The sequence below is a fragment of the Microbacterium sp. HMH0099 genome, from assembly GCF_049384025.1.
GTDB lineage: Bacteria > Actinomycetota > Actinomycetes > Actinomycetales > Microbacteriaceae > Microbacterium.
This window is the reverse complement of sequence record NZ_JBMRJR010000001.1, coordinates 395,702-414,909: the sequence shown is the minus strand read 5'-3', so window position 1 is coordinate 414,909 and position 19,208 is coordinate 395,702. Positions and strand designations below refer to the sequence as shown.

The window sequence follows — 19,208 nt, the reverse complement described above, 5'->3', positions numbered from 1 at the left end:
GCGGCGGGCTGCTACGCCTCCGCGCGCACGGCCTCGGCGACCGCCCGCATGCCGGCGAGGGTCTCGGCGAAGCTCGTCGACAGCGGGGACAGCCCGATGCGCAGCCCGGCGGGGTCGCGGTAGTCGGGGATGACGTCCTCGCGCCACAGCCGCGCGGTCACGGCGCGCATGGCGGGGTGCGAGAGCAGGATGTGCCCGCCGCGCTCCGCCTCCGCGCGCGGCGAGGCGACGCGCACGCCGAGCGGATCCAGGATGCCGTCGGCCACTCGGAGCGCGAAGCCCGTGAGCTGCAGCGACTTCTCCCGGATCGCCCCGATGCCGGTCCGCGCGATCAGGTCGAGGGTGTCCTGCATCGCGATCATGCCCAGCACCGGCGGGGTCCCCGAGAGGAAACGGCGCATGCCCTCCGCGGGGTGATACTCGGGACCCATCGCGAAGACGTCGGCGGCGCCCATCCAGCCCTGGACCGGCTGGACCAGCGTCGCCTGGTGCCGCGCGGCGACGTACGCGAAGGCGGGGGAGCCGGGACCGCCGTTGAGGTACTTGTACGTGCAGCCGACGGCCAGGTCCGCGCCCCAGGCGTCCAGAGTCACGGGGACCGAGCCGGCGGAGTGGCACAGGTCCCACAGCACCAGCGCGCCCGCGTCGTGCGCGACCGCGGTGAGGGTCGCGCCGTCCGCCAGGAAGCCGGAGCGGTAGGACACGTGGCTGAGGAGGACGACCGCGGTCCGCGGACCGACCGCGGCGCGAAGGAGGTCCGCGTCGACACCGCGGGTCGGATCGACGTCGACCCACACGACCCGGGCGCCCCGTTCGGCGGCGATCCCCTCGACGAGGTACCGGTCGGTCGGGAAGTCGTCGCGGCCCACGACGATCTCGACGCGGGCGGGATCGGCCGCGGTCTGGGCATCGAGGGCGGCGCGCAGGAGCTTGTACAGGAGCACGGTGGTGGAGTCGCCGATGACGGTCTGCCCGGCCGCCGCCCCGAGCGCCAGGGCGCCGATGCGGTCGCCGATGACGAACGGGAGGTCCATCCACGCCTCGTCCCAGCCCCGGATGAGGCGCCCGCCCCACTGGTCCGTCACGAAGGACGACAGGCGGTCCGCCGTCGCCCGGGGCGGCCGTCCGAGCGAGTTGCCGTCGAAGTACACCAACGGCGTCTCGCTGCCGACGAACGCGTCGCGCAGGGACCGGAGCGGGTCGGACTCGTCGAGGGCGATCGCCTCGGCATCCAGGTCCAGGGTGAGGTCAGTCGACACGGGTGAGCTCCTCGGCGGTGACGACGGTGCCGCGGCTGAGCCACGTCGCGATGTCGTCGGGGTCGGTGGGTGGGGGACCGGCGACGAAGGTCGCGACGCCGTCCGCGCGGTGCGCCGACGGCCACGGGTCGGTGAGGGATGCCAGCAGATCGTCGCCCCGCAGACCGGCCTCCTGCAGGGCGAGCAGCTCTCGACGATTCAGCCCCACGGGGAGCTCCCCGTTGCCGAGGTCGGTGCCGTAGAGGACCCGGCCGCCGTGGGCCGCGAAGGACCGCAGATTCCCGATCGCCGTCGCCCGCGCGTCGCCGCGCTGGATGTCGAGAGTCGAGATCCAGATCTGCCCCGCGTCCACGGCGCGACGCACCAGTCGCCGCGGGAGCGGCGCGTCAAAGGGGGTGTGGGCGAGGGCCGCGACGCCGGCGGCGAGGGCCCGCTCGACCTGTCCCGGTCCCTGGGCGTGCGCGACGACGGGCAGCCCGCGCCCGCCGGCCGCGGCCACCACCGACTCCAGGGCGTCGTCCGAGAGGACGGGACCGGCGTCCGCGTGCAGGGCGACCTTGATGACGCGCGCGCCGGCGTCGGCCTGTGCGTCGACGGCGGTGCGGGCTCCGCCCGGGACCCCGGGATGCCGCGAGGCGTCGGTGACCGTCCGGACGATCTCGGGCGGTGCCCAGGAGCGCCCCTCGGGATAGCCGCCGGGGACCGTGAGGAACGCGCCGGCGAACGTCGTGCGCGGGAGACCGGCGGAGCGCCGGGCGAGGGCGACGGGGTCGCCGCCCAGATCGAGGACCCCCGCGATGCCGCGCCGCGGCAGCCCCGACGCGTCGATCAGGTGCACGTGCACGTGATGATCGACCGCCGGGGGCAGCGCGGTGCCGCGCTCGGACGTCGACGTACGACGGACGGCCCAGGCGTCGGCGAGCATCGCGGGACCGCGATCAGATGAGGGAGAGCTCGCGCAGCTTCGACTCGACGTCGGCGTTCGACGGCTCGACGTGGTGCGAGGCGTCGGGGTAGACCACGACGGGGATGTTCGTGCGGCCCGAGATCTCCTTGGCCACGTCGGCGGCCGACGGGTCGGCCACGAGGTCGACGTATTCGTAGGCGACGCCGAGGTCGTCGAGCTGCTTCTTGGTACGGATGCAGTCGCGGCACCAGTCGGCGCCGAACATGCGGATCGATGCGTCAGAGGACATGCCTCCAGCGTACGCCGCACAGTCGAGCCCGGGCCTGGGCGTCGGCTCTGCGGCGACGGGCCGGGCGACGAGCGTCAGGCGGCGAGCTCGTCCTCGAGGGGCTCGACCACCGCGGCGATGCGCGCGGCGCGGCTCTTCTTGGGGGCGTAGACCACGAGGGCGTGGAAGACGAAGCGGACGACGAACGCCGCGACCAGCGTCAGGGCGGCGGCGAGGACGCTCGGCAGATGGGCGCGCTCGACGAGGATGCCGATGACGGGGATGCGCACGATCGCCTCGATGCCGTTGAAGGCGAACGACTTGGCGAAGCGGTGCCACATCTGGCCGGACTCCGCGCGCATGTCGGCGAACACCAGGTACTCGAGCAGCAGGAAGTTGCCGATGATCGTGATGACGCTCGCGACGACGGCGGCCCAGAGGTACTCCATGCCGAACTCGGTGAGAGCCCACATGATGGCCAGGTTCGCCAGCGCGCCGATGCCGCCGACGACGGCGAACGCCGACATGCGGCCGAAGCGCAGCATCGTCAGCTGGGTGAGGAAGCGCATCCCCTGGCTGAGGGACGCCTTCGACTCGCCGGCGAACCGGGGAGCGAAGGCGAAGGGCACCTCGGCGACGCGGAGCTGCTTGCGGGCGAGGATCTCCAGCAGGATCTTGAAGCCGCGGGGGCGCAGGCTCTCGAGGTCGAGCGCGCGGAGGTCGACGAGGAAGAATCCGGTCATGGGGTCGGAGCAGTTGTGCAGCTTCTTCGGGAACATCGCCTTGGTCAGCAGCGTCGACGCGCGTGAGACCGTGGTGCGCACGGCGTTCGCGAGACCGTCCGACGTGCCGCCGGCGATGTAGCGGGATGCCACGACCACATCGGCGTCGCCCATCTCGGCGCGCTCGAGGAGGTCGGCGATGATCTCCGGCGGGTGCTGCAGGTCGCCGTCCATGACGACGCAGCGGTCGGAGGCCGCGGCCCGGAAGCCCTCGACGACGGCGCCGCCCAGTCCGCCGACGGGGTCGTCGCGATGGATCAGGCGGACGGGGACGTCCGCCGTCGCGGCGACGGTGCGGATGATGTCGGGGGTGTCGTCGGTCGAGTCGTCGACGAAGACGATCTCGACGGCACGGCCTCGGAGCGCGGCGGTGGTGCGACGCACGAGCTCGGCGACGTTCGGACCTTCGTTGAAGGTGGGAACGATGACGGAAAGATCCATGGGTGCTCGCGTTCTCGGTGGTGCCGGACTTCCCAGCGTAGACGGGCCACCCCCTGCGTCTTCTGGGATTGTGGATGAGTTCTGTGAGAGATATCGGTCGTTCACCGGTCGGTTCCCAGGGAAACACCCCGTAGACCCCCGCCGTTCGGCGGGGGTTGGCCTCTCATCCGATGGCCGCGGCGAGCTCGTCGACGGTCATCCCGTAGTTCACCCGGACGACCGGGAGAGCGAGCTTGTCCGTCCCGATGCGGACGTACCCGGGCTCGATCGTGCGCCCGAGCGCGAAGCCCGCCGCCCGCACCGCCTCCTTCGTCCGGTCGTCGTAGTGGCCGAAGGGGTAGGCGACGACGTCCTTCGCGCCGAGGATCCGGGCGGACTCCTCGAGGTCGGCGACGATGGTGGCGACGTCGTCGTTGACGAGCCGGCCCTTGCCGTTCGGCCCTGCCCGGTGCATGTCGTGCGTGTGCGAGCGCTGCAGCACGAAGGCGTTCGGCGACGGCTCGGTGCGGGCGGACGTGATCACGAACGAGGTGGTCAACAGGTGGCGGCGGTCGACGACGGGCGCGGCGAGCTGCAGCCAGGTGGGATCGGCGTCGTCGTCGGTGATGACCACCGACCGCGCGGGCAGGAACAGGGCGCCGTCGATGAAGGCGTCCACCTCGTCCCACGTCGGCAGGTAGAACCCGGTCTGCTCGATGTGGGCCATCTGCGCGTCGAAGTCCCCGAGGAAGGCGTAGTTGAGTCGCAGCCAGCCGTCCTCGCCCTCCGGACGCGTCGTGAACTGGTGGTACATGAGGATCGGCAGCCGGGTCGCCGCGGCCCGGTTCTCCTCGGGCGTCGTCCACGCGGCGTGCAACGTCGCCCGGCGGTCCGTGCAGGCGACGAGGTCGGCGCCGTTGATGCGCGCGGACGTCGTGCCGGCCGCGGCGTCGACCGCGGTCGGGTACCAGCCGGCGAAGACGCGACCCGCGGCGCGGGGGATCGGCAGACCGCGGTAGAGGACGCCGCCGACCTGCAGCTGCGGGTCCAGTGCGACCCCGTCGCCTGCGAACTCGACCGCGCAGGCGTCCGGGTCCGTCGTCGTCGCGAGCAGCCGGTCGGCCGCCGACGCGGGGACGACGGGATCGGGGGACGACGTCGCGGGGCGGGCGACGGCCTCCTCCCGGGCGGGGGTCGATGCGAGGACGGAGGCCGCGGCGACCGAGACGACGACGGCCACGACCACGCCGAGCGCGACGAGGACCCGCTTCCGCCGGATCCGCCGGCGGGTGCGGCGGTCACGGCGCGTGGGAACAGGGCGGCTCATGCGAGTGCTCCTCCGGGTCGGGTGCCCGCACCGTAGACAGCCCGGCGTCGGACCGTCCGTCGCGGCGGCCCGCCTCCGCCCGGGGTGAGACCGGGCGTCCGCCGCGTGCGGCCGGAACGGATCTCCCGCCCCCGCCGACGACATCCGCCGCACATCCACCCCTCCCGGCGCGGGAGGATGGGGACATGATCCGCATCGGCATCGTCGGAACCAGCAGCATCTCGGAACGTCTGGCGGACGCGGTCCGGCAGGTCGACGGCGTCGCCGTCTCGCGTGTCGCCTCCCGCGACGCCGACCGTGCCCGCGCCTTCGCCGACACGATCGGTGCTCCCGGCACGGCCGTCGGCCTCGACGAGCTCCTCGCGGCGGACGACGTGGACGCCGTCTACCTCGCCAGCCCGAACAGCGTGCACGTCGACCAGGTGGAGCGGGCGCTGGACGCCTCGATCCCCGTGCTCGTGGAGAAGCCGGCGACGCTCACCGCCGCCGACTGGGACGCCCTCGTCGCGCGCGCACGGACCCGCGACGTCGTGCTGATCGAGGCGATGCGCACCGCCTACGACCCGGGGATCGCGCGGGTGCAGGCGCTGCTGCCGCGGCTCGGGCGGATCCGGCGCGTCTCGGTGCGGTATGAGAAGCGCTCGGCCCGGTACGACCTGGTCCTGGCGGGCGAGCAGACGAACATCTTCGACCCGGCGATGGGCGGCGGGGCGCTGCGCGACCTCGGCGTCTACCCGCTGCACGCGCTCGTCCTGCTCTTCGGGGAGCCCAACGGCATCCAGGGGGCCCGTGTCGGGATCGCCTCCGGGGCCGACGGACTGGGGAGCGCCCTCGCCCGGTACGACGGGTTCGTCGCCGACGTGGCCTGGTCGAAGATCACGGACACCGCACTCCCCAGCGAGATCCAGGGCGAGGAGGCCTCGCTCCGCACCGACGCGATCGACGCGCCGCGCCGTCTCGTGCTCACCCCGCACGGCGGGTCCGCCGAGGTGATCGAGGTGGAGGCGCCCGAGAACACGATGGTGGGCGAGGTCGAGCGGTTCCGCGACGCCGTCCGGGGCGCCGACGTCTCCGCGGATCAGGATCGGACCGCCGCGACCCTCCGACTCGTGGATGCCGTGGCCGCCGAGCCCGCGAACTGACGAATTCACCTGCTGTTTCACCCGGGCTGACACAACGGGACGGTGGTGCGCATGACGGGGGCGGTCGAGGTGTTCGTCGCGTTCCTGCGCCTCGGTCTCACCTCGTTCGGCGGACCGATCGCCCACCTCGGGTATTTCCGCGACGACCTCGTCGCGCGCCGGAGGTGGCTGGACGACCGGGAGTACGCCGATCTCGTCGCCCTCTGCCAGTTCCTGCCGGGGCCGGCCTCGAGCCAGGTGGGATTCGCGATCGGGCTGCGCCGGGCCGGACCTATCGGAGCGCTCGCGGCCTTCCTCGCCTTCACGCTGCCGTCGGCGGTGCTCCTGGTGGCGTTCGCCGCGGGCGCGGTGGCCCTCGGCGGTCCCTTGGGTCAGGGGGTGATCGACGGGTTGAAGATCATCGCGGTCGCGATCGTCGCGCACGCGGTGTGGGGCATGGCCCGCACCCTCACGCCCGACACGGCCCGCGCGGGGATCGCCGTCGTCGCGGCAGCCGTGGCGCTGCTCGCCCCGTCCGCGGTGGGGCAGATCGCCGCGATCGTGCTGGGTGTCGTCGCGGGTCTGGTGCTGTCGCGCGAGGCGGTTCCGGTGGACGCGCCGCCCCGGACGGGGTTCGGCGTGCCCCGAGGAGTGGGGCTCGGATGCCTCGCCCTCCTGGCCGCGGGACTGGTCGCCCTCCCGGTGCTCGCCGCAGTGACCGGCTCCGGCGCGCTCACCCTCGCTGACGCGTTCTTCCGGTCCGGGGCGCTCGTCTTCGGCGGCGGCCACGTGGTCCTGCCGCTGCTGCAGGCCGAGGTGGTGCAGACGGGATGGGTCTCGCCCGAGGCGTTCCTCGCGGGCTACGGCGCCGCGCAGGCCGTGCCCGGACCGCTGTTCACCTTCGCCGCCTATCTCGGCGCGGTCTCCGGCGTCGGCCCGGGCGGGATGCTCGGCGCCGCGGTGGCGCTCGCGGCGATCTTCCTGCCCGGCTTCCTCGTGCTGGTCGGGGTGCTGCCGTTCTGGGACGCGCTGCGCACCCGGCCCCGCGTGCGCGCGGCGATGCGCGGCGCGAACGCCGCCGTGGTCGGCATCCTGGGGGCCGCCCTCTACACGCCGGTGTTCACGACCGCGGTGACCGGCCCCGGCCCGTTCGTGCTGGTCCTGCTGGGGTTCGTGCTGCTGACGGCGTTCCGGGCGCCGGCCTGGGCGGTCGTGCTCGCGGGCGCCGCGGGGGGAGTCGTGCTGGCACTCGTGTGAGCGCGACGCCGTGGCGGGAGGAGATGTCGGGAGCGGAGGAGCGAATGCCCCGGGTCGGCCCTCCCGTGCCGACACCTCCTCCCGACACCGGCGACCCTCCCCGCCGGGACGCGTGCCAGGATGTGTGCACCGGTTTCGAAGGAGAGCACCGTGTTCCAGAGCCCCTATCCCGACATCGAGATCCCGGACGAGAGCGTCTACGACTACCTGTTCGGCTCGCTCGACGACGCCGACCTGGATCGCGTCGCCCTGATCGACCCCGCGACCTCGAACGAGACGACGTACCGCGGACTGAAGGCGCAGGTGGATGCCTTCGCCGGTGCGCTCGCCGCCCGCGGCGTGGAGGTGGGCACGGTCATCGCGCTGCTGTGTCCGAACGTCCCCGCCTTCGCCACCGTGTTCCACGGCGCCCTGCGGCTCGGAGCGGCGGTGACGACGGTGAACTCGCTCTACACGGCCAACGAGATCGAGAAGCAGCTGCGCGACGCCGAGGCGACGTGGCTCGTGACCGTGTCGCCGCTGCTCCCGCAGGCCGCCGCCGCGGCGCAGGCCGTCGGGATCGACGACGACCACGTGATCGTGCTGGACGGCGTCGACGGCCACCCCGACCTCCGCTCGCTGCTCGGCGAGGGGCGCACGCCGCCCGAGGTGCACATCGACCCCGCGACGCACGTCGCCGTGCTGCCCTACTCGTCGGGGACCACCGGCACCCCCAAGGGCGTGATGCTCTCGCACCGCAACCTCGTCGCGAACGTGGCGCAGTGCCGCGTCAGCATCAAGCTCGACCACACCGACCGCGTCCTCGCGGTCCTGCCGTTCTTCCACATCTACGGCATGACGGTGCTGCTGAACCTCGCCCTGCGGCAGCGCGCGAGCCTCGTCACGATGCCCCGGTTCGATCTGGTGGAGTTCCTCCGCGGCATCCAGGCCTTCCAGTGCACCTTCCTCTTCATCGCGCCGCCGATCGCGGTGGCGCTGGCGAAGCACCCGGTGGTCGACGACTTCGACATCTCCAGCGTGCACACGGTCTTCTCGGGGGCCGCCCCGCTGGACGGCGAGACGGCCGAGGCCGCGGGACGGCGCCTGAACGCCCGGATCTTCCAGGGCTACGGCATGAGCGAGCTCAGCCCGGTGTCGCACACGATCCCGCCGGAGCGTCCCGACATGCCCGTCAGCGCGGTCGGCGTGCTGGTGGCCAACTGCGAGGCGAAGCTCGTCGACCCCGAGACAGGTGCCGAGCTGGAGGAGCACGGCGACGACGGCCTGACGGCGCCGGGCGAGATCTGGGTGCGCGGCCCGAACGTCATGCTCGGATACCTCAACCGGCCGGACGCCACCGCGGAGACGCTCGATGACGACGGCTTCCTGCACACCGGCGACACCGCCGTGCACCACGTCGACGGGTATTTCACGATCGTCGACCGGCTGAAGGAGCTGATCAAGTACAAGGGCTACCAGATCGCCCCGGCCGAGCTCGAGGCCCTGCTGCTCTCGCACCCCCGGATCATGGATGCCGCCGTGATCGGCGTCCAGGACGAGGACAAGCAGGAGATCCCCAAGGCGTTCGTCGTGCGACAGCCCGGGTCCGAGCTGGACGAGGACGAGGTCATGGCGTTCGTCGCCGCGGGGGTCGCCCCGCACAAGAAGGTGCGGCGGGTGGAGTTCATCGACGCGGTGCCGAAGTCGGCGTCGGGCAAGATCCTCCGGAAGGACCTGCGGGCGCGCGAGAAGGTGTGAGTCGCGGGCCGCGTCGGCGGGCTCGGGGCTTCGCGGGTTCGCTGCACGAAATCCGCCCCGAATTCGGCCGCACCGCTGGGGATACGCGGGGCCGGGGAAAAGCAAAACCCCCGCCATGTAGAAGCTAGGCGAGGGTTTCTGGGATCACTGTAATGGTGATCCGTGTGGCTCCGACGGGCGTCGATCCCGTGACCTCACGATTTTCAGTCGTGCGCTCTACCAACTGAGCTACAGAGCCGAGCGGCATGTCTGCCGCTTCCTAGACGAAAGGCCTCCTCGAAAGAAGGCCCGTCGCTATGGAGCGACCCTGACGGGACTTGAACCCGCGACCTCCGCCGTGACAGGGCGGCACGCTAACCAACTGCGCTACAGGGCCATGCTTGTTTAATTTTCGGCCGGTGAGTGACCCCAACGGGATTCGAACCCGTGCTACCGCCGTGAAAGGGCGGCGTCCTAGGCCGCTAAACGATGGGGCCGGATCGAGATCAAAACCTTGCGGTTTCTCCCTCACTTGCCGACAGCCGAGCCTACTTCAAGATCTGCGGGATTGCGAATCCAGGGCGCGTCCTCTGCATCACGGGCGTGTCGAGGGGCAGGATGAGCGTCGATACGCCAACTCGCCCTGTTGTTCGTGGGACTCGTGTTGCTACTGTGTTCCGAGTTGCGATCCGGTGAGATGAGGTATTCCCGTGACGCTCGAGCGCCTCGATGATGCAGACGATTGCGGCTGCGCCCCCACCCCGCGGGAGCGGAAGCTCCTGTGGCCGTCCGTCGACCGTCGCACCGCGCTGACTTACGGCGCCATCGGTGCCGTCGCCTTCGGCGCCATCGCGACGACGTCGACGACGCTCATCCCCGCGGCGTTCGCGGCGGACTACCCGTCGTGGGCGGACGTCGAGGCCGCCCGTGCGAACGAGGCCGCGAAGGCCGGCGAGATCACGCGCATCCAAGGCCTCATCGCCGGGCTGCAGTCCGACGTCGAACGCACGCAGGCCGAGGTCATCGCGCGCTCCGACGAGTACTACGCCGCGCAGCAGGCCTACCTCGAGGCCGACTACCGGGCGCAGCAGCTGCAGAGCCAGGCCGACGCGGAGGCCGCGAAGGCCACGGACGCGGCGCAGAAGGCCGGCAAGGTCGCCGCCCAGCTCTACCGCTCCGGCGGTGACGACACCTCCCTCGAACTCTTCTTCTCCGACTCCGCCGCGACCGCCGACGACCTGCTCGCCCGACTCGGCACGATGGACAAGCTCCTCGAGCGCAACCAGTCGGTCTACGCCCAGGCCGTGACCGCACGCGACTCCGCGCGGCTGCTGAGCGACCAGGCCGTCGACGCGCGCACCGAGCGCGACCGGCTGAAGGCCCTCGCCGAGGAGAAGATGGTCGCTGCCCAGCAGGCCGCGGACGCCGCGCAGGCCGCTCTGGCCGCGCAGCAGGCGAACCAGGTGACCCTCGAGGCCCAGCTGGCCGCCTTGCAGGACACCACGGCCAAGACGGTCGCGGAGTACCAGGCCGGTGTCGAGGCCGAGCGCAAGGCCCGCGAGGAGCGCGAGCGCCGCGCGCGCGAAGAGGCCGAGGCCCGCGCCCGCGCCGAGCGCGAGGCGGCGGCCCGTGCGGCCGCGCAGGCGGCGGCCAGCCGTCCGGCCCCCAGCAACGGCGGCGGCGGTGGCGGCGGAAGCAGCTCCGGCGGCGGCGGCGGCGGGGGCAGCAGCTCCGGCGGCGGCGGTGGCAACGGCGGTGCCGTGGTCGGCTCCGGCTGGGCGCGCCCCTCGTCGGCGGGCACGACCTCCGGCTACGGCCCGCGGTCGAGCCAGTGCACCCCCAGCTACTGCGCCAGCTCGTGGCACCTCGGCCTCGACTTCGGCGCCGGCTGCTACTCGCCCATCTACGCCGCGGCCAACGGCCGGGTCACCTACGCCGGCTACAACGGCGGGTACGGCAACTACATCCGCATCCAGCACGACGACGGCACGTCCACCGGCTACGCGCACATCGTCGGCGGCGGCATCTACGTCTCCAGCGGCCAGCGGGTCAGCTCGGGCCAGCAGATCGCGGCGACCGGCCAGACCGGCAACTCGTTCGGATGCCACCTCCACTTCGAGGTCTACCCCGCCGGCGGCGGCACCACCGACCCCGCGGCGTTCCTGCGCAGCCGCGGCGTCTCCGTCTGACGCTCGTCCACGCGAAAGCCCCCGGTCCGCGGACCGGGGGCTTTCGTCGAGGGAAGAGAGGTCAGAGCGTGTTCGGCGCCTCGCCGGAGCCCTGCGTCTTGGTCTGCTCGTCGTGCTCCTCGAAACGGGTGAAGGCCTCGGAGACGAGACGCTCGGCCTCGGCGGCATCCGCCCAGTCGTCGACCTTGACCCACTTGTTGGGCTCCAGGTCCTTGTAGTGCTCGAAGAAGTGGGTGATCTCCTTCTTCGTCCACTCGTCGATGTCGTTCACGTCCTGGATGTGGTCCCAGCGGGGATCCTTCGCCAGCACGGCCACGACCTTGTCGTCGCCGCCGGCCTCGTCGCTCATCTTCAGGACGCCCACGGGGCGCACCTTGGCGAGCACGCCGGGGTGGATCTCGCGGTCGAGGAGGACGAGCACGTCGAGCGGGTCGCCGTCCTCGCCGAGGGTGTTCTCGAAGAAGCCGTAGTTCGCCGGGTAGCCGAACACCGTGTAGAGGATGCGGTCGAGGTAGACGCGGCCGGTGCCGTGGTCGACCTCGTACTTCACGCGGCTGCCGCGCGGGATCTCGATAACGGCGTCGTAGGCGCCCATACGTCTGCTCCTTCAATCAGGGATAACCGCCGCCCAGCCTAGCCGGGGCGTCCCGCCCTCCCCGCTACCGTGGAACGGTGGAGCGTCGCCCTGGACTGGACCCTGCCGTCGCCGAGGTCCGACGGGCGGTGCGCGCGGCGATCGCCGAGGCGGACGGCCCGCTCGTCGTGGCCCTGTCGGGCGGCCCCGACTCCCTGGCCCTCGCGGCCGCGACGGCGTTCGAGGCGTCTCGCCGTGGCATCCCGGTCGAGGCCGTCGTGATCGATCACGGTCTGCAGGAGGGCTCGGATGCCGTCGCCGCCCGGGCCGCCGAGACCGCGCGCGCCCTGGGGCTGACCGCGCGCGTGGTGAGGGTCGACGTCGGCCGCGGAGACGGGCCGGAGGCCGCCGCCCGGAACGCGCGCTACACGGGGCTCGCCCGCGCGGCGCGCGACGTCGGCGCCGAGGCGGTGCTGCTCGGGCACACGCTCGACGACCAGGCCGAGACGGTCCTGCTCGGTCTCGCCCGCGGATCGGGGGCGGCGAGCCTGGCGGGCATGGCCGCCGAGCGACGGGATGCCGCCGGGGTGCGGTGGCTGCGTCCCCTCCTGTCCGTGCGGCGTCGCACGACGGTCGCGGCCTGTGCGGCCGAAGGTCTGGACCCGTGGAGCGACCCGCACAACGCCGATCCGTCCTTCGCCCGGGTACGGGTGCGCGACCGCGTCCTGCCGGTGCTGGAGGACGAGCTCGGACCCGGGGTGGCCGAGGCCCTGGCCCGGACGGCGGAGCAGCTGCGGGAGGACGCCGAGGCGTTCCAGGACATGATCGACGAGACGATCGAGGACATCGTGGAGCACGCCGACGCCGGCATCTCGATCTCCGTCGCCGCCCTCGTCGCGAACCCCGCCGCGATCCGCAACCGCGTCATCCGGTTCGTCGTCGAGAGCGAGTTCGGCGTGGGGCTGACCCGTTCGCAGACGCTCGAGGTCGCGCGGCTGGCGACGGACTGGCGCGGACAGGGCCCGATCGACCTGCCCGGATGCCTCGCCCGCCGCATCGGCGCCCGGGTGGAGATCGTCGCGCGGTCGTCGTCCGTCGGCGGCGCGGGAGACGACGCTTAGACTCGGGGGATGCGCGCGGCCGACATCTCCGACGACATCAGCGAAGTCCTCCTCACCGAGGAGCAGATCCACACGAAGCTCGCCGAGCTCGCGGAGCAGGTCGTGAGCGACTACGCCGGCCGCGAGGTCGTCCTCGTGGGCGTGCTCAAGGGCGCCGTCATGGTCATGGCGGACTTCGCCCGCCACCTCCCGGTGCACGTCTCGATGGACTGGATGGCCGTGTCGTCCTACGGTGCGAGCACCCGGTCCAGCGGCGTCGTCCAGATCCGAAAGGACCTGGACACCGACATCACCGGCAAGCACGTCCTCATCGTCGAGGACATCATCGACTCCGGCCTGACCCTCAGCTGGCTGCTCGAGAACTTCGCGTCGCGCGGCGCGGCCTCCGTCGAGGTCCTCGCCCTCCTCCGCAAGCCCGACGCGATGAAGGTGCAGGTCGACTGCCGCTACGTCGGCTTCGACATCCCCAACGACTTCGTGATCGGCTACGGCCTCGACTACGCCGAGCGGTACCGCAACCTGCGGGACGTCGCCGTCCTCGCCCCGCACGTGTACTCCTGACCTCGGCAGGGGGGAGCGGCATCCATTCGTCTCGATGATTGCGGGATGCCGCGCCCTTCCGGCCCCGCCCGGCGGGAGGTCGCGTACGCCCATGACGAACGCACAGTCCCGGCATAGCCCGACCGCGTTACCCTGAATCCACCGCTTTCCCCGGGCGGTTCACGAAAGGGCTGGGCTCGCCCACACCATGGACTTCAAGAAGATCACGCGTAATCCGATCGTCTACGTGCTGCTGGTCGTGCTGCTCCTCGTCATCGGGTTCTCCCTCATCTCCAACCTGAGCGGGGCGCGTCAGATCTCCACGCAGGAGGGCCTGCAGCTGCTCCAGGGCGACACGGTCACCTCGGCGACGACGAACGACACGGATCAGCGCGTGGACCTCGTGCTCTCGCAGCCGTTCGAGGGCGCGAACGACGTGCAGTTCTACTACGGCACGGCCCGCGCCGACGAGGTCGTCAGCGCGATCAACGCCGCGGCGCCGTCCGACGGCTTCAACGACGTCGTGCCGCGTCCGAGCTGGTTCGACGGGTTCCTCTCGCTCATCCTCCCGCTCGTGCTGCTGGGCCTGCTGTTCTGGTTCCTGCTGTCCAGCGCGCAGGGGGGCGGCAGCAAGGTCATGCAGTTCGGCAAGTCGCGGGCCAAGCTCGTCACGAAGGAGACCCCGACGGTCACCTTCCAGGACGTCGCCGGGTCGGACGAGGCGATCGAGGAGCTCGACGAGATCAAGGAGTTCCTGAAGGACCCGAAGAAGTTCGAGGAGGTCGGCGCGCGCATCCCCAAGGGCGTGCTGCTGTACGGCCCTCCCGGGACCGGCAAGACCCTGCTCGCGCGCGCCGTCGCCGGCGAGGCCGGGGTGCCGTTCTACTCGATCTCGGGATCCGACTTCGTCGAGATGTTCGTGGGTGTCGGTGCGAGCCGCGTCCGCGACCTGTTCAACCAGGCCAAGGAGAGCTCCCCGGCCATCATCTTCATCGACGAGATCGACGCCGTCGGCCGCCACCGCGGCGCCGGCATGGGCGGCGGCCACGACGAGCGCGAGCAGACGCTGAACCAGATGCTCGTCGAGATGGACGGCTTCGACCCGAAGGTCAACGTCATCGTCATCGCGGCGACGAACCGTCCCGACATCCTCGACCCGGCTCTGCTGCGTCCGGGCCGTTTCGACCGCCAGATCGGCGTGGACGCGCCGGACCTCAAGGGTCGCCAGCGCATCCTCGAGGTGCACGGCCGCGGCAAGCCGCTGTCGGACTCCGTCGACCTCGAGGTCGTCGCCCGCAAGACGCCCGGCTTCACCGGTGCCGACCTGGCGAACGTCCTCAACGAGGCGGCCCTGCTCACGGCGCGCTCGAACGCACAGCTGATCGACAACCGCGCGCTGGACGAGGCCATCGACCGCGTGATCGCCGGACCGCAGCGTCGTACCCGGGTGATGCGCGAGAAGGAGAAGCTCATCACCGCGTACCACGAGGGCGGCCACGCCCTCGCCGCTGCGGCGATGAACCACACCGACCCCGTCACGAAGGTCACGATCCTCCCGCGCGGCAAGGCGCTCGGCTACACGATGGTGCTGCCGCTCGACGACAAGTACTCGGTCACCCGCAACGAGCTGCAGGACCAGCTCACCTACGCCATGGGCGGTCGCGTCGCCGAGGAGATCGTGTTCCACGACCCGACCACTGGTGCGTCGAACGACATCGAGAAGGCGACGAGCATCGCCCGCAAGATGGTCACCGAGTACGGCATGACCACCGATGTGGGTCCCGTGAAGCTCGGCTCCTCCTCGGGCGAGGTGTTCATGGGCCGCGACATGGGCCACGGGCGCGACTTCTCGGAGCGCATCGCCGAGCGGGTGGACGCGCAGGTGCGCGGCCTCATCGAGCAGGCGCACAACGAGGCGTACCAGGTCATCAACGACAACCGCGAGGTGCTCGACCGCCTGGCGCTCGCGCTGCTCGAGAAGGAGACGCTCGACCACCTCGAGCTCGCCGAGATCTTCACGGACGTCAAGCGTCTGCCCCCGCGCCCCCAGTGGCTGTCGTCGGGCGACCGTCCGGTGTCGTCGCTGCCCCCCGTGGACGTGCCGCGTCGCCAGGCCCCGGCCGGTGTCGCCGCGTCCGTCGAGGCCGAGCCGCAGACCTCGCCGCAGGGTCAGCGTCGTCCGAGCGGGCAGACGCGTCCGGCGACCGCCTAGGGCGCCGTGGCCGTCGACCGCACACGCGTCGCCGCCCTCGTCCGCGAGCTGCTCGAGGCGATCGGGGAGGACCCCGATCGCCCCGGGCTGCGTCAGACTCCCGATCGCGTCGCCGACTCGTGGACGGAGTTCTTCTCCGGTGTCGGCGAGGACGCGGGCGCGCCTCTCGCGCACACCATCTCGGTGAGCCGGGGTCCCGCTCCGGACACCCTCCCGTCCGGGGCCGTCATGGTGCGCGACATCTCCTTCCGCTCGATGTGCGAGCACCATCTGCTGCCCTTCCGCGGACACGCGCACGTGGCGTACCTGCCGGGGGAGGAGGTCGTCGGCCTCGGCGCGCTGCCGCGGGTGATCGACATCCTCGCCGCGCGGCCCCAGGTGCAGGAGCGTCTCGGCGAGCAGGTCGCCGACGCCATCGCGACCGCCTTGGACGCCCGCGGGGTGCTCGTCATCCTCGACGCGGTCCACGAGTGCGTCACGATGCGCGGAGGACGCCAGCCGGATGCCTCGACGGTGACGATCGCGGCGCGCGGCGTCTACACCGAGCCGGTCGCTCGCGCCGAGCTCGTGTCCCTGATCGGCGGGCGCGCGTGACCCTGATCATGGGCATCGTCAACGTGACGCCCGACTCCTTCAGCGACGGCGGCCGGTACCTCGACCCGGACGCGGCGATCGCCCACGCGCGTCGGCTGCGCGCGGAGGGCGCCGACCTGCTCGACGTGGGCGGCGAGTCGACGCGCCCCGGCGCCGAGCGGGTCGCCCCGCGGGTCGAGCAGGAGCGGGTGCTCCCCGTCGTGGAGGCCCTCGCGGCCGAGGGGGCGTATGTGAGCATCGACACGATGAACGCCTCGACCGCGACGGCCGCGGTGCGCGCGGGCGCGCGCCTCGTCAACGACGTGTCGGGCGGTCTCGCCGACCCCGACATGCTCGTCGCCGTCGCCGGGACCGACGCCGACATCGCCCTCGGGCACTGGCGCGGACCCTCGTCGGAGATGTACGCCCACGCGGAGTACGGCGACGTCGGCCGCGAGGTCGCCGCCGAGCTGTCGGCCCGTCTGCAGGCCGCCGCGGCCGCGGGCATCGCCCCGTCGCGGGTCGTCCTCGACCCGGGCATCGGGTTCGGCAAGCGCGGCGACCAGAACTGGGGCACGCTGCGGGCATTGCCGGCCCTCGGCGCCCTCGGCCCGCGACTGCTCGTGGGAACCAGCCGCAAGCGCTTCCTCGCGGATGTCCTGGACGCCGACGGCGACGAGCTCACGCTGCCGCGCCGCGACCTCGCGACCGCCGTCACGAGCGTCCTCGCGGCTCGCGCCGGGGTGTGGGCCGTCCGCGTGCACGACGTGCCGACCACTCGCGACGCGCTCGCCGTCGCCCGCGCCTGGGAGGGCTGATGGATTTCGCCGACGAGATCACGCTGACGGGGATCCGCGCCCGCGGGTACCACGGCGTCTATCCGGACGAGAGACGCGACGGACAGGAGTTCGTCGTCGACGCCACGCTCTTCCTGTCGTTGCAGCGCGCGGCCGAGACCGACGACGTGGCGGACACGGTGCACTACGGCGAGCTGGCCGAGCGGATCGCGGCGGTCGTGACGGGCGACCCGGTCGACCTCCTCGAGACCCTCGCCCAGCGGATTGCAGACGTCGTCCTCGCCGACGACCGGGTCCGTCTCACCGCGATCACGGTGCACAAGCCGCAGGCGCCGATCGCCGTCCCCTTCGGCGACGTGTCCGTGACCATCCGTCGGGGGCGCGCGTGAGCCTCGGCCTGGCGCACGGCGTCGGCGAGCCGCCGGCCGCGGAACCCGTGCCCGCCGTCATCGCCCTCGGCGCGAACCTCGGCGACCGCGCCGAGACCCTCGACGCCGCCGTCGGCGAGCTGCGCCGCCTGCCGCTCACCTCCGACGTGCGGGTGTCCGCCCCGCTGGAGACCGTCGCCGTCACGCTGCACGGCGAGGACGTCGACGCCCCCCGCTACCTCAACGCCGTCGCCCTCGTGCGGACGAGATTGAGCGCGGCATCCCTCCTCGACCACCTGCACGGCATCGAGGCGCGTCACGGACGCGTGCGCCGCGAGCGCTGGGGGGATCGCACGCTCGACCTGGACCTCATCACCTACGGCGATCTGCAGGTCACGACGGAGAAGCTCACCGTCCCCCATCCGAGGGCGCACGAGCGCGAGTTCGTGCTCGCCCCGTGGGCGGAGGTGGATCCGGATGCCACGATCCCGGGTCGCGGACGGGTCGCGGCGCTGTTGGCCCAGGTGCGCGGGGAGACGCGATGAGGCGCACGGGACCGAGCATCCTCGTCGCGGCCGCCATCGTGGGCGGTGCGGCCGGGTTCCTGCTCGACATGATGCTGACCTCGATGGGGCGGGCGACGTTCTCGCCCGCGGTGAGCCTGCCCATCCTGTTCGTGCTGCTCGGCGGCATCGTCGTGGCGCTCGCCGTTCCGGTGTTCCGCGGGAGCCGGGGACGGTCGACGCGGCGGGTGGACCCGTTCCGCGCGCTGCGCATCGCCGTGCTCGCCAAGGCGTCCTCGATCCTGGGCGCCGCGGCCACGGGCTTCGCCCTCGGTCTTCTCGCCTTCGTTCTCACCCGTCCCGTCACCCCGTCGCTAGGCTCGTTGGGATCGATCATCGCGACGGCCGTGTGCGGAGCACTGCTCGTCGTCGCGGGGCTCGTCGCCGAGCAGCTGTGCACCCTTCGGAAGGACGATGATGACGAACACCCCGGGTCCTCCGGAGAGCGCCCCGAGTCCCTTCCGCCCGTCCGGTGACGTGACGCCGGGGGAGGCGCCGGTGCGTGTCGTGTCTGCGGAGGAGTCTTCTGCCGGGGAGGCGCCGGAAGCGTCGTCGATGGTTCCGCCGTCGGGGGAGGCGCCCGTCGTGGTCGCGCCGTCCGGCGAGGTCGATGCGCTCGACGATCGCACGTTCTCCCGGATCCCGGAACCGCGCGGCGAGGGCCGACTGCCGCTCGGCGACGGCACCTGGCACCAGCTCGCACGCGCCTACGTCCTCGTCCAGGTGATCTCGCAGGGCGCCGTGCTCCTCCTGGTGCTCGCGGCGGCCATCGTCGTCCAGGTCGTCTTCGGCTTCTCGTGGCACTGGATCCCCGCGGGGGTCGTGCTGCTCGTCACCGCCTTCGGTCTCGCGATCACCCCGCGGCAAGCGCGGTCCTTCGGGTATCAGCTGCGCCGGGACGATCTGGTCTTCCGCCGCGGCATCCTGTGGCAGCGGGTGGTCGCCGTGCCCTACGGGCGCATGCAGCTCGTCGACATCACGCACGGCCCTCTCGACCGCGGGTTCGGGATCGCGCAGCTCAAGCTCGTGACCGCGGCCGCCTCGACCGGCGTCACGATCCCGGGCCTCACCCAGCGGGCGGCCGAGCAGCTGCGCGACACCCTGATAGAGGTCGCCGAGACCCGACGGACCGGACTGTGACCGACTCCCGTCCGCCCGAGCCGGGGTGGGCCGCGCCGGTGGGGCCGTCTCTGACTCCGCAACCGGACGCATCG

At 72.2% G+C, this 19,208-nt stretch carries 19 protein-coding genes and 3 tRNA genes; 13 read left to right on the top strand and 9 right to left on the bottom strand.

The genetic code is table 11. The features are described from left to right. Positions 1-11: 11 nt before the first annotated feature. The 5 genes from ACO03V_RS01795 to ACO03V_RS01775 all read right to left on the bottom strand — a co-directional run bounded on the left by ACO03V_RS01795 (position 12) and on the right by ACO03V_RS01775 (position 4,963). Entirely contained in the window at positions 12-1,259 is a 1,248-nt protein-coding gene (locus ACO03V_RS01795; protein WP_423136385.1) for a kynureninase, read from the bottom strand. Beyond that, positions 1,249-2,184, bottom strand: coding sequence for a hypothetical protein (locus ACO03V_RS01790; RefSeq protein WP_423136384.1), 936 nt, complete (start codon positions 2,182-2,184; stop codon positions 1,249-1,251). Before ACO03V_RS01790 ends, ACO03V_RS01795 begins: the two co-directional genes overlap by 11 nt. A gap of 13 nt (positions 2,185-2,197) precedes the next feature. Then, complete coding sequence (locus ACO03V_RS01785; protein ID WP_367731956.1) at positions 2,198-2,455, bottom strand: glutaredoxin family protein; 258 nt, start codon at positions 2,453-2,455, stop codon at positions 2,198-2,200. A gap of 74 nt (positions 2,456-2,529) precedes the next feature. Beyond that, on the bottom strand, positions 2,530-3,657 hold the full coding sequence (locus ACO03V_RS01780; RefSeq protein WP_423136383.1) for a glycosyltransferase: 1,128 nt from the start codon (positions 3,655-3,657) through the stop codon (positions 2,530-2,532). 163 nt (positions 3,658-3,820) lie between these two features. After that, the gene (locus ACO03V_RS01775; RefSeq protein WP_423136382.1) at positions 3,821-4,963 is read right to left on the bottom strand and encodes a xylanase; all 1,143 of its coding nucleotides are present in this window, start codon (positions 4,961-4,963) and stop codon (positions 3,821-3,823) included. Between the two features lie 185 nt (positions 4,964-5,148). Between ACO03V_RS01775 and ACO03V_RS01770 the strand changes: the two genes are divergently transcribed. The 3 genes from ACO03V_RS01770 (at position 5,149) to ACO03V_RS01760 (ending at position 9,078) form a co-directional block, all read left to right on the top strand. Next, complete coding sequence (locus ACO03V_RS01770; protein ID WP_423136381.1) at positions 5,149-6,105, top strand: Gfo/Idh/MocA family protein; 957 nt, start codon at positions 5,149-5,151, stop codon at positions 6,103-6,105. A 51-nt stretch (positions 6,106-6,156) separates the two neighbouring features. Beyond that, positions 6,157-7,341: a chromate efflux transporter gene (gene chrA / locus ACO03V_RS01765; protein WP_423136667.1), complete on the top strand. Its 1,185-nt coding sequence runs from the start codon at positions 6,157-6,159 to the stop codon at positions 7,339-7,341. Between the two features lie 150 nt (positions 7,342-7,491). Beyond that, positions 7,492-9,078 carry an AMP-binding protein gene (locus tag ACO03V_RS01760; protein ID WP_423136380.1) on the top strand — a complete coding sequence of 529 codons (1,587 nt, stop codon included), beginning with the start codon at positions 7,492-7,494 and terminating at the stop codon, positions 9,076-9,078. A 165-nt stretch (positions 9,079-9,243) separates the two neighbouring features. Here the strand turns inward: ACO03V_RS01760 and ACO03V_RS01755 are convergent. The 3 genes from ACO03V_RS01755 to ACO03V_RS01745 form a co-directional block, all read right to left on the bottom strand. Next, a tRNA-Phe gene (locus ACO03V_RS01755) sits at positions 9,244-9,316 on the bottom strand. A gap of 64 nt (positions 9,317-9,380) precedes the next feature. Continuing rightward, positions 9,381-9,454 (bottom strand) — tRNA-Asp (locus ACO03V_RS01750). Between the two features lie 27 nt (positions 9,455-9,481). Then, positions 9,482-9,554 (bottom strand) — tRNA-Glu (locus ACO03V_RS01745). Between the two features lie 213 nt (positions 9,555-9,767). On the opposite strand from ACO03V_RS01745, the gene ACO03V_RS01740 reads away from it, so the two are divergent. Continuing rightward, positions 9,768-11,246 (top strand): M23 family metallopeptidase, encoded by a 1,479-nt coding sequence (locus tag ACO03V_RS01740; protein ID WP_423136379.1) that lies wholly within the window; start codon positions 9,768-9,770, stop codon positions 11,244-11,246. 61 nt (positions 11,247-11,307) lie between these two features. Here ACO03V_RS01740 and ACO03V_RS01735 read toward each other — a convergent pair whose 3' ends face one another. Further along, entirely contained in the window at positions 11,308-11,841 is a 534-nt protein-coding gene (locus tag ACO03V_RS01735; protein WP_387056200.1) for an inorganic diphosphatase, read from the bottom strand. 77 nt (positions 11,842-11,918) lie between these two features. Between ACO03V_RS01735 and tilS the strand changes: the two genes are divergently transcribed. The 9 genes from tilS (at position 11,919) to ACO03V_RS01690 (ending at position 19,134) form a co-directional block, all read left to right on the top strand. After that, positions 11,919-12,941 carry a tRNA lysidine(34) synthetase TilS gene (gene tilS, locus ACO03V_RS01730; protein WP_423136378.1) on the top strand — a complete coding sequence of 341 codons (1,023 nt, stop codon included), beginning with the start codon at positions 11,919-11,921 and terminating at the stop codon, positions 12,939-12,941. A 9-nt stretch (positions 12,942-12,950) separates the two neighbouring features. Next, on the top strand, positions 12,951-13,502 hold the full coding sequence (hpt, locus tag ACO03V_RS01725; protein WP_367732046.1) for a hypoxanthine phosphoribosyltransferase: 552 nt from the start codon (positions 12,951-12,953) through the stop codon (positions 13,500-13,502). Between the two features lie 187 nt (positions 13,503-13,689). Continuing rightward, positions 13,690-15,693, top strand: a complete 2,004-nt coding sequence (gene ftsH, locus ACO03V_RS01720) for an ATP-dependent zinc metalloprotease FtsH (protein ID WP_367732048.1) — start codon at positions 13,690-13,692, stop codon at positions 15,691-15,693. Between the two features lie 6 nt (positions 15,694-15,699). Beyond that, a complete protein-coding gene (gene folE / locus ACO03V_RS01715) occupies positions 15,700-16,287 on the top strand; it encodes a GTP cyclohydrolase I (protein ID WP_367732050.1) in 588 nt (195 codons plus the stop codon). Then, positions 16,284-17,084 (top strand): dihydropteroate synthase, encoded by an 801-nt coding sequence (gene folP / locus ACO03V_RS01710; protein ID WP_423136377.1) that lies wholly within the window; start codon positions 16,284-16,286, stop codon positions 17,082-17,084. The genes folE and folP overlap by 4 nt, the downstream gene beginning before the upstream one ends. Further along, the gene (gene folB, locus ACO03V_RS01705) at positions 17,084-17,452 is read left to right on the top strand and encodes a dihydroneopterin aldolase (protein ID WP_367732055.1); all 369 of its coding nucleotides are present in this window, start codon (positions 17,084-17,086) and stop codon (positions 17,450-17,452) included. The genes folP and folB overlap by 1 nt, the downstream gene beginning before the upstream one ends. Continuing rightward, positions 17,449-17,976: a 2-amino-4-hydroxy-6-hydroxymethyldihydropteridine diphosphokinase gene (gene folK, locus ACO03V_RS01700; RefSeq protein WP_423136376.1), complete on the top strand. Its 528-nt coding sequence runs from the start codon at positions 17,449-17,451 to the stop codon at positions 17,974-17,976. The genes folB and folK overlap by 4 nt, the downstream gene beginning before the upstream one ends. Further along, positions 17,973-18,470 carry a DUF3180 domain-containing protein gene (locus tag ACO03V_RS01695; protein WP_387056206.1) on the top strand — a complete coding sequence of 166 codons (498 nt, stop codon included), beginning with the start codon at positions 17,973-17,975 and terminating at the stop codon, positions 18,468-18,470. Before folK ends, ACO03V_RS01695 begins: the two co-directional genes overlap by 4 nt. A 79-nt stretch (positions 18,471-18,549) precedes the next feature. Beyond that, positions 18,550-19,134 carry a PH domain-containing protein gene (locus ACO03V_RS01690; protein ID WP_367732062.1) on the top strand — a complete coding sequence of 195 codons (585 nt, stop codon included), beginning with the start codon at positions 18,550-18,552 and terminating at the stop codon, positions 19,132-19,134. The last annotated feature ends 74 nt before the right edge of the window (positions 19,135-19,208 follow it).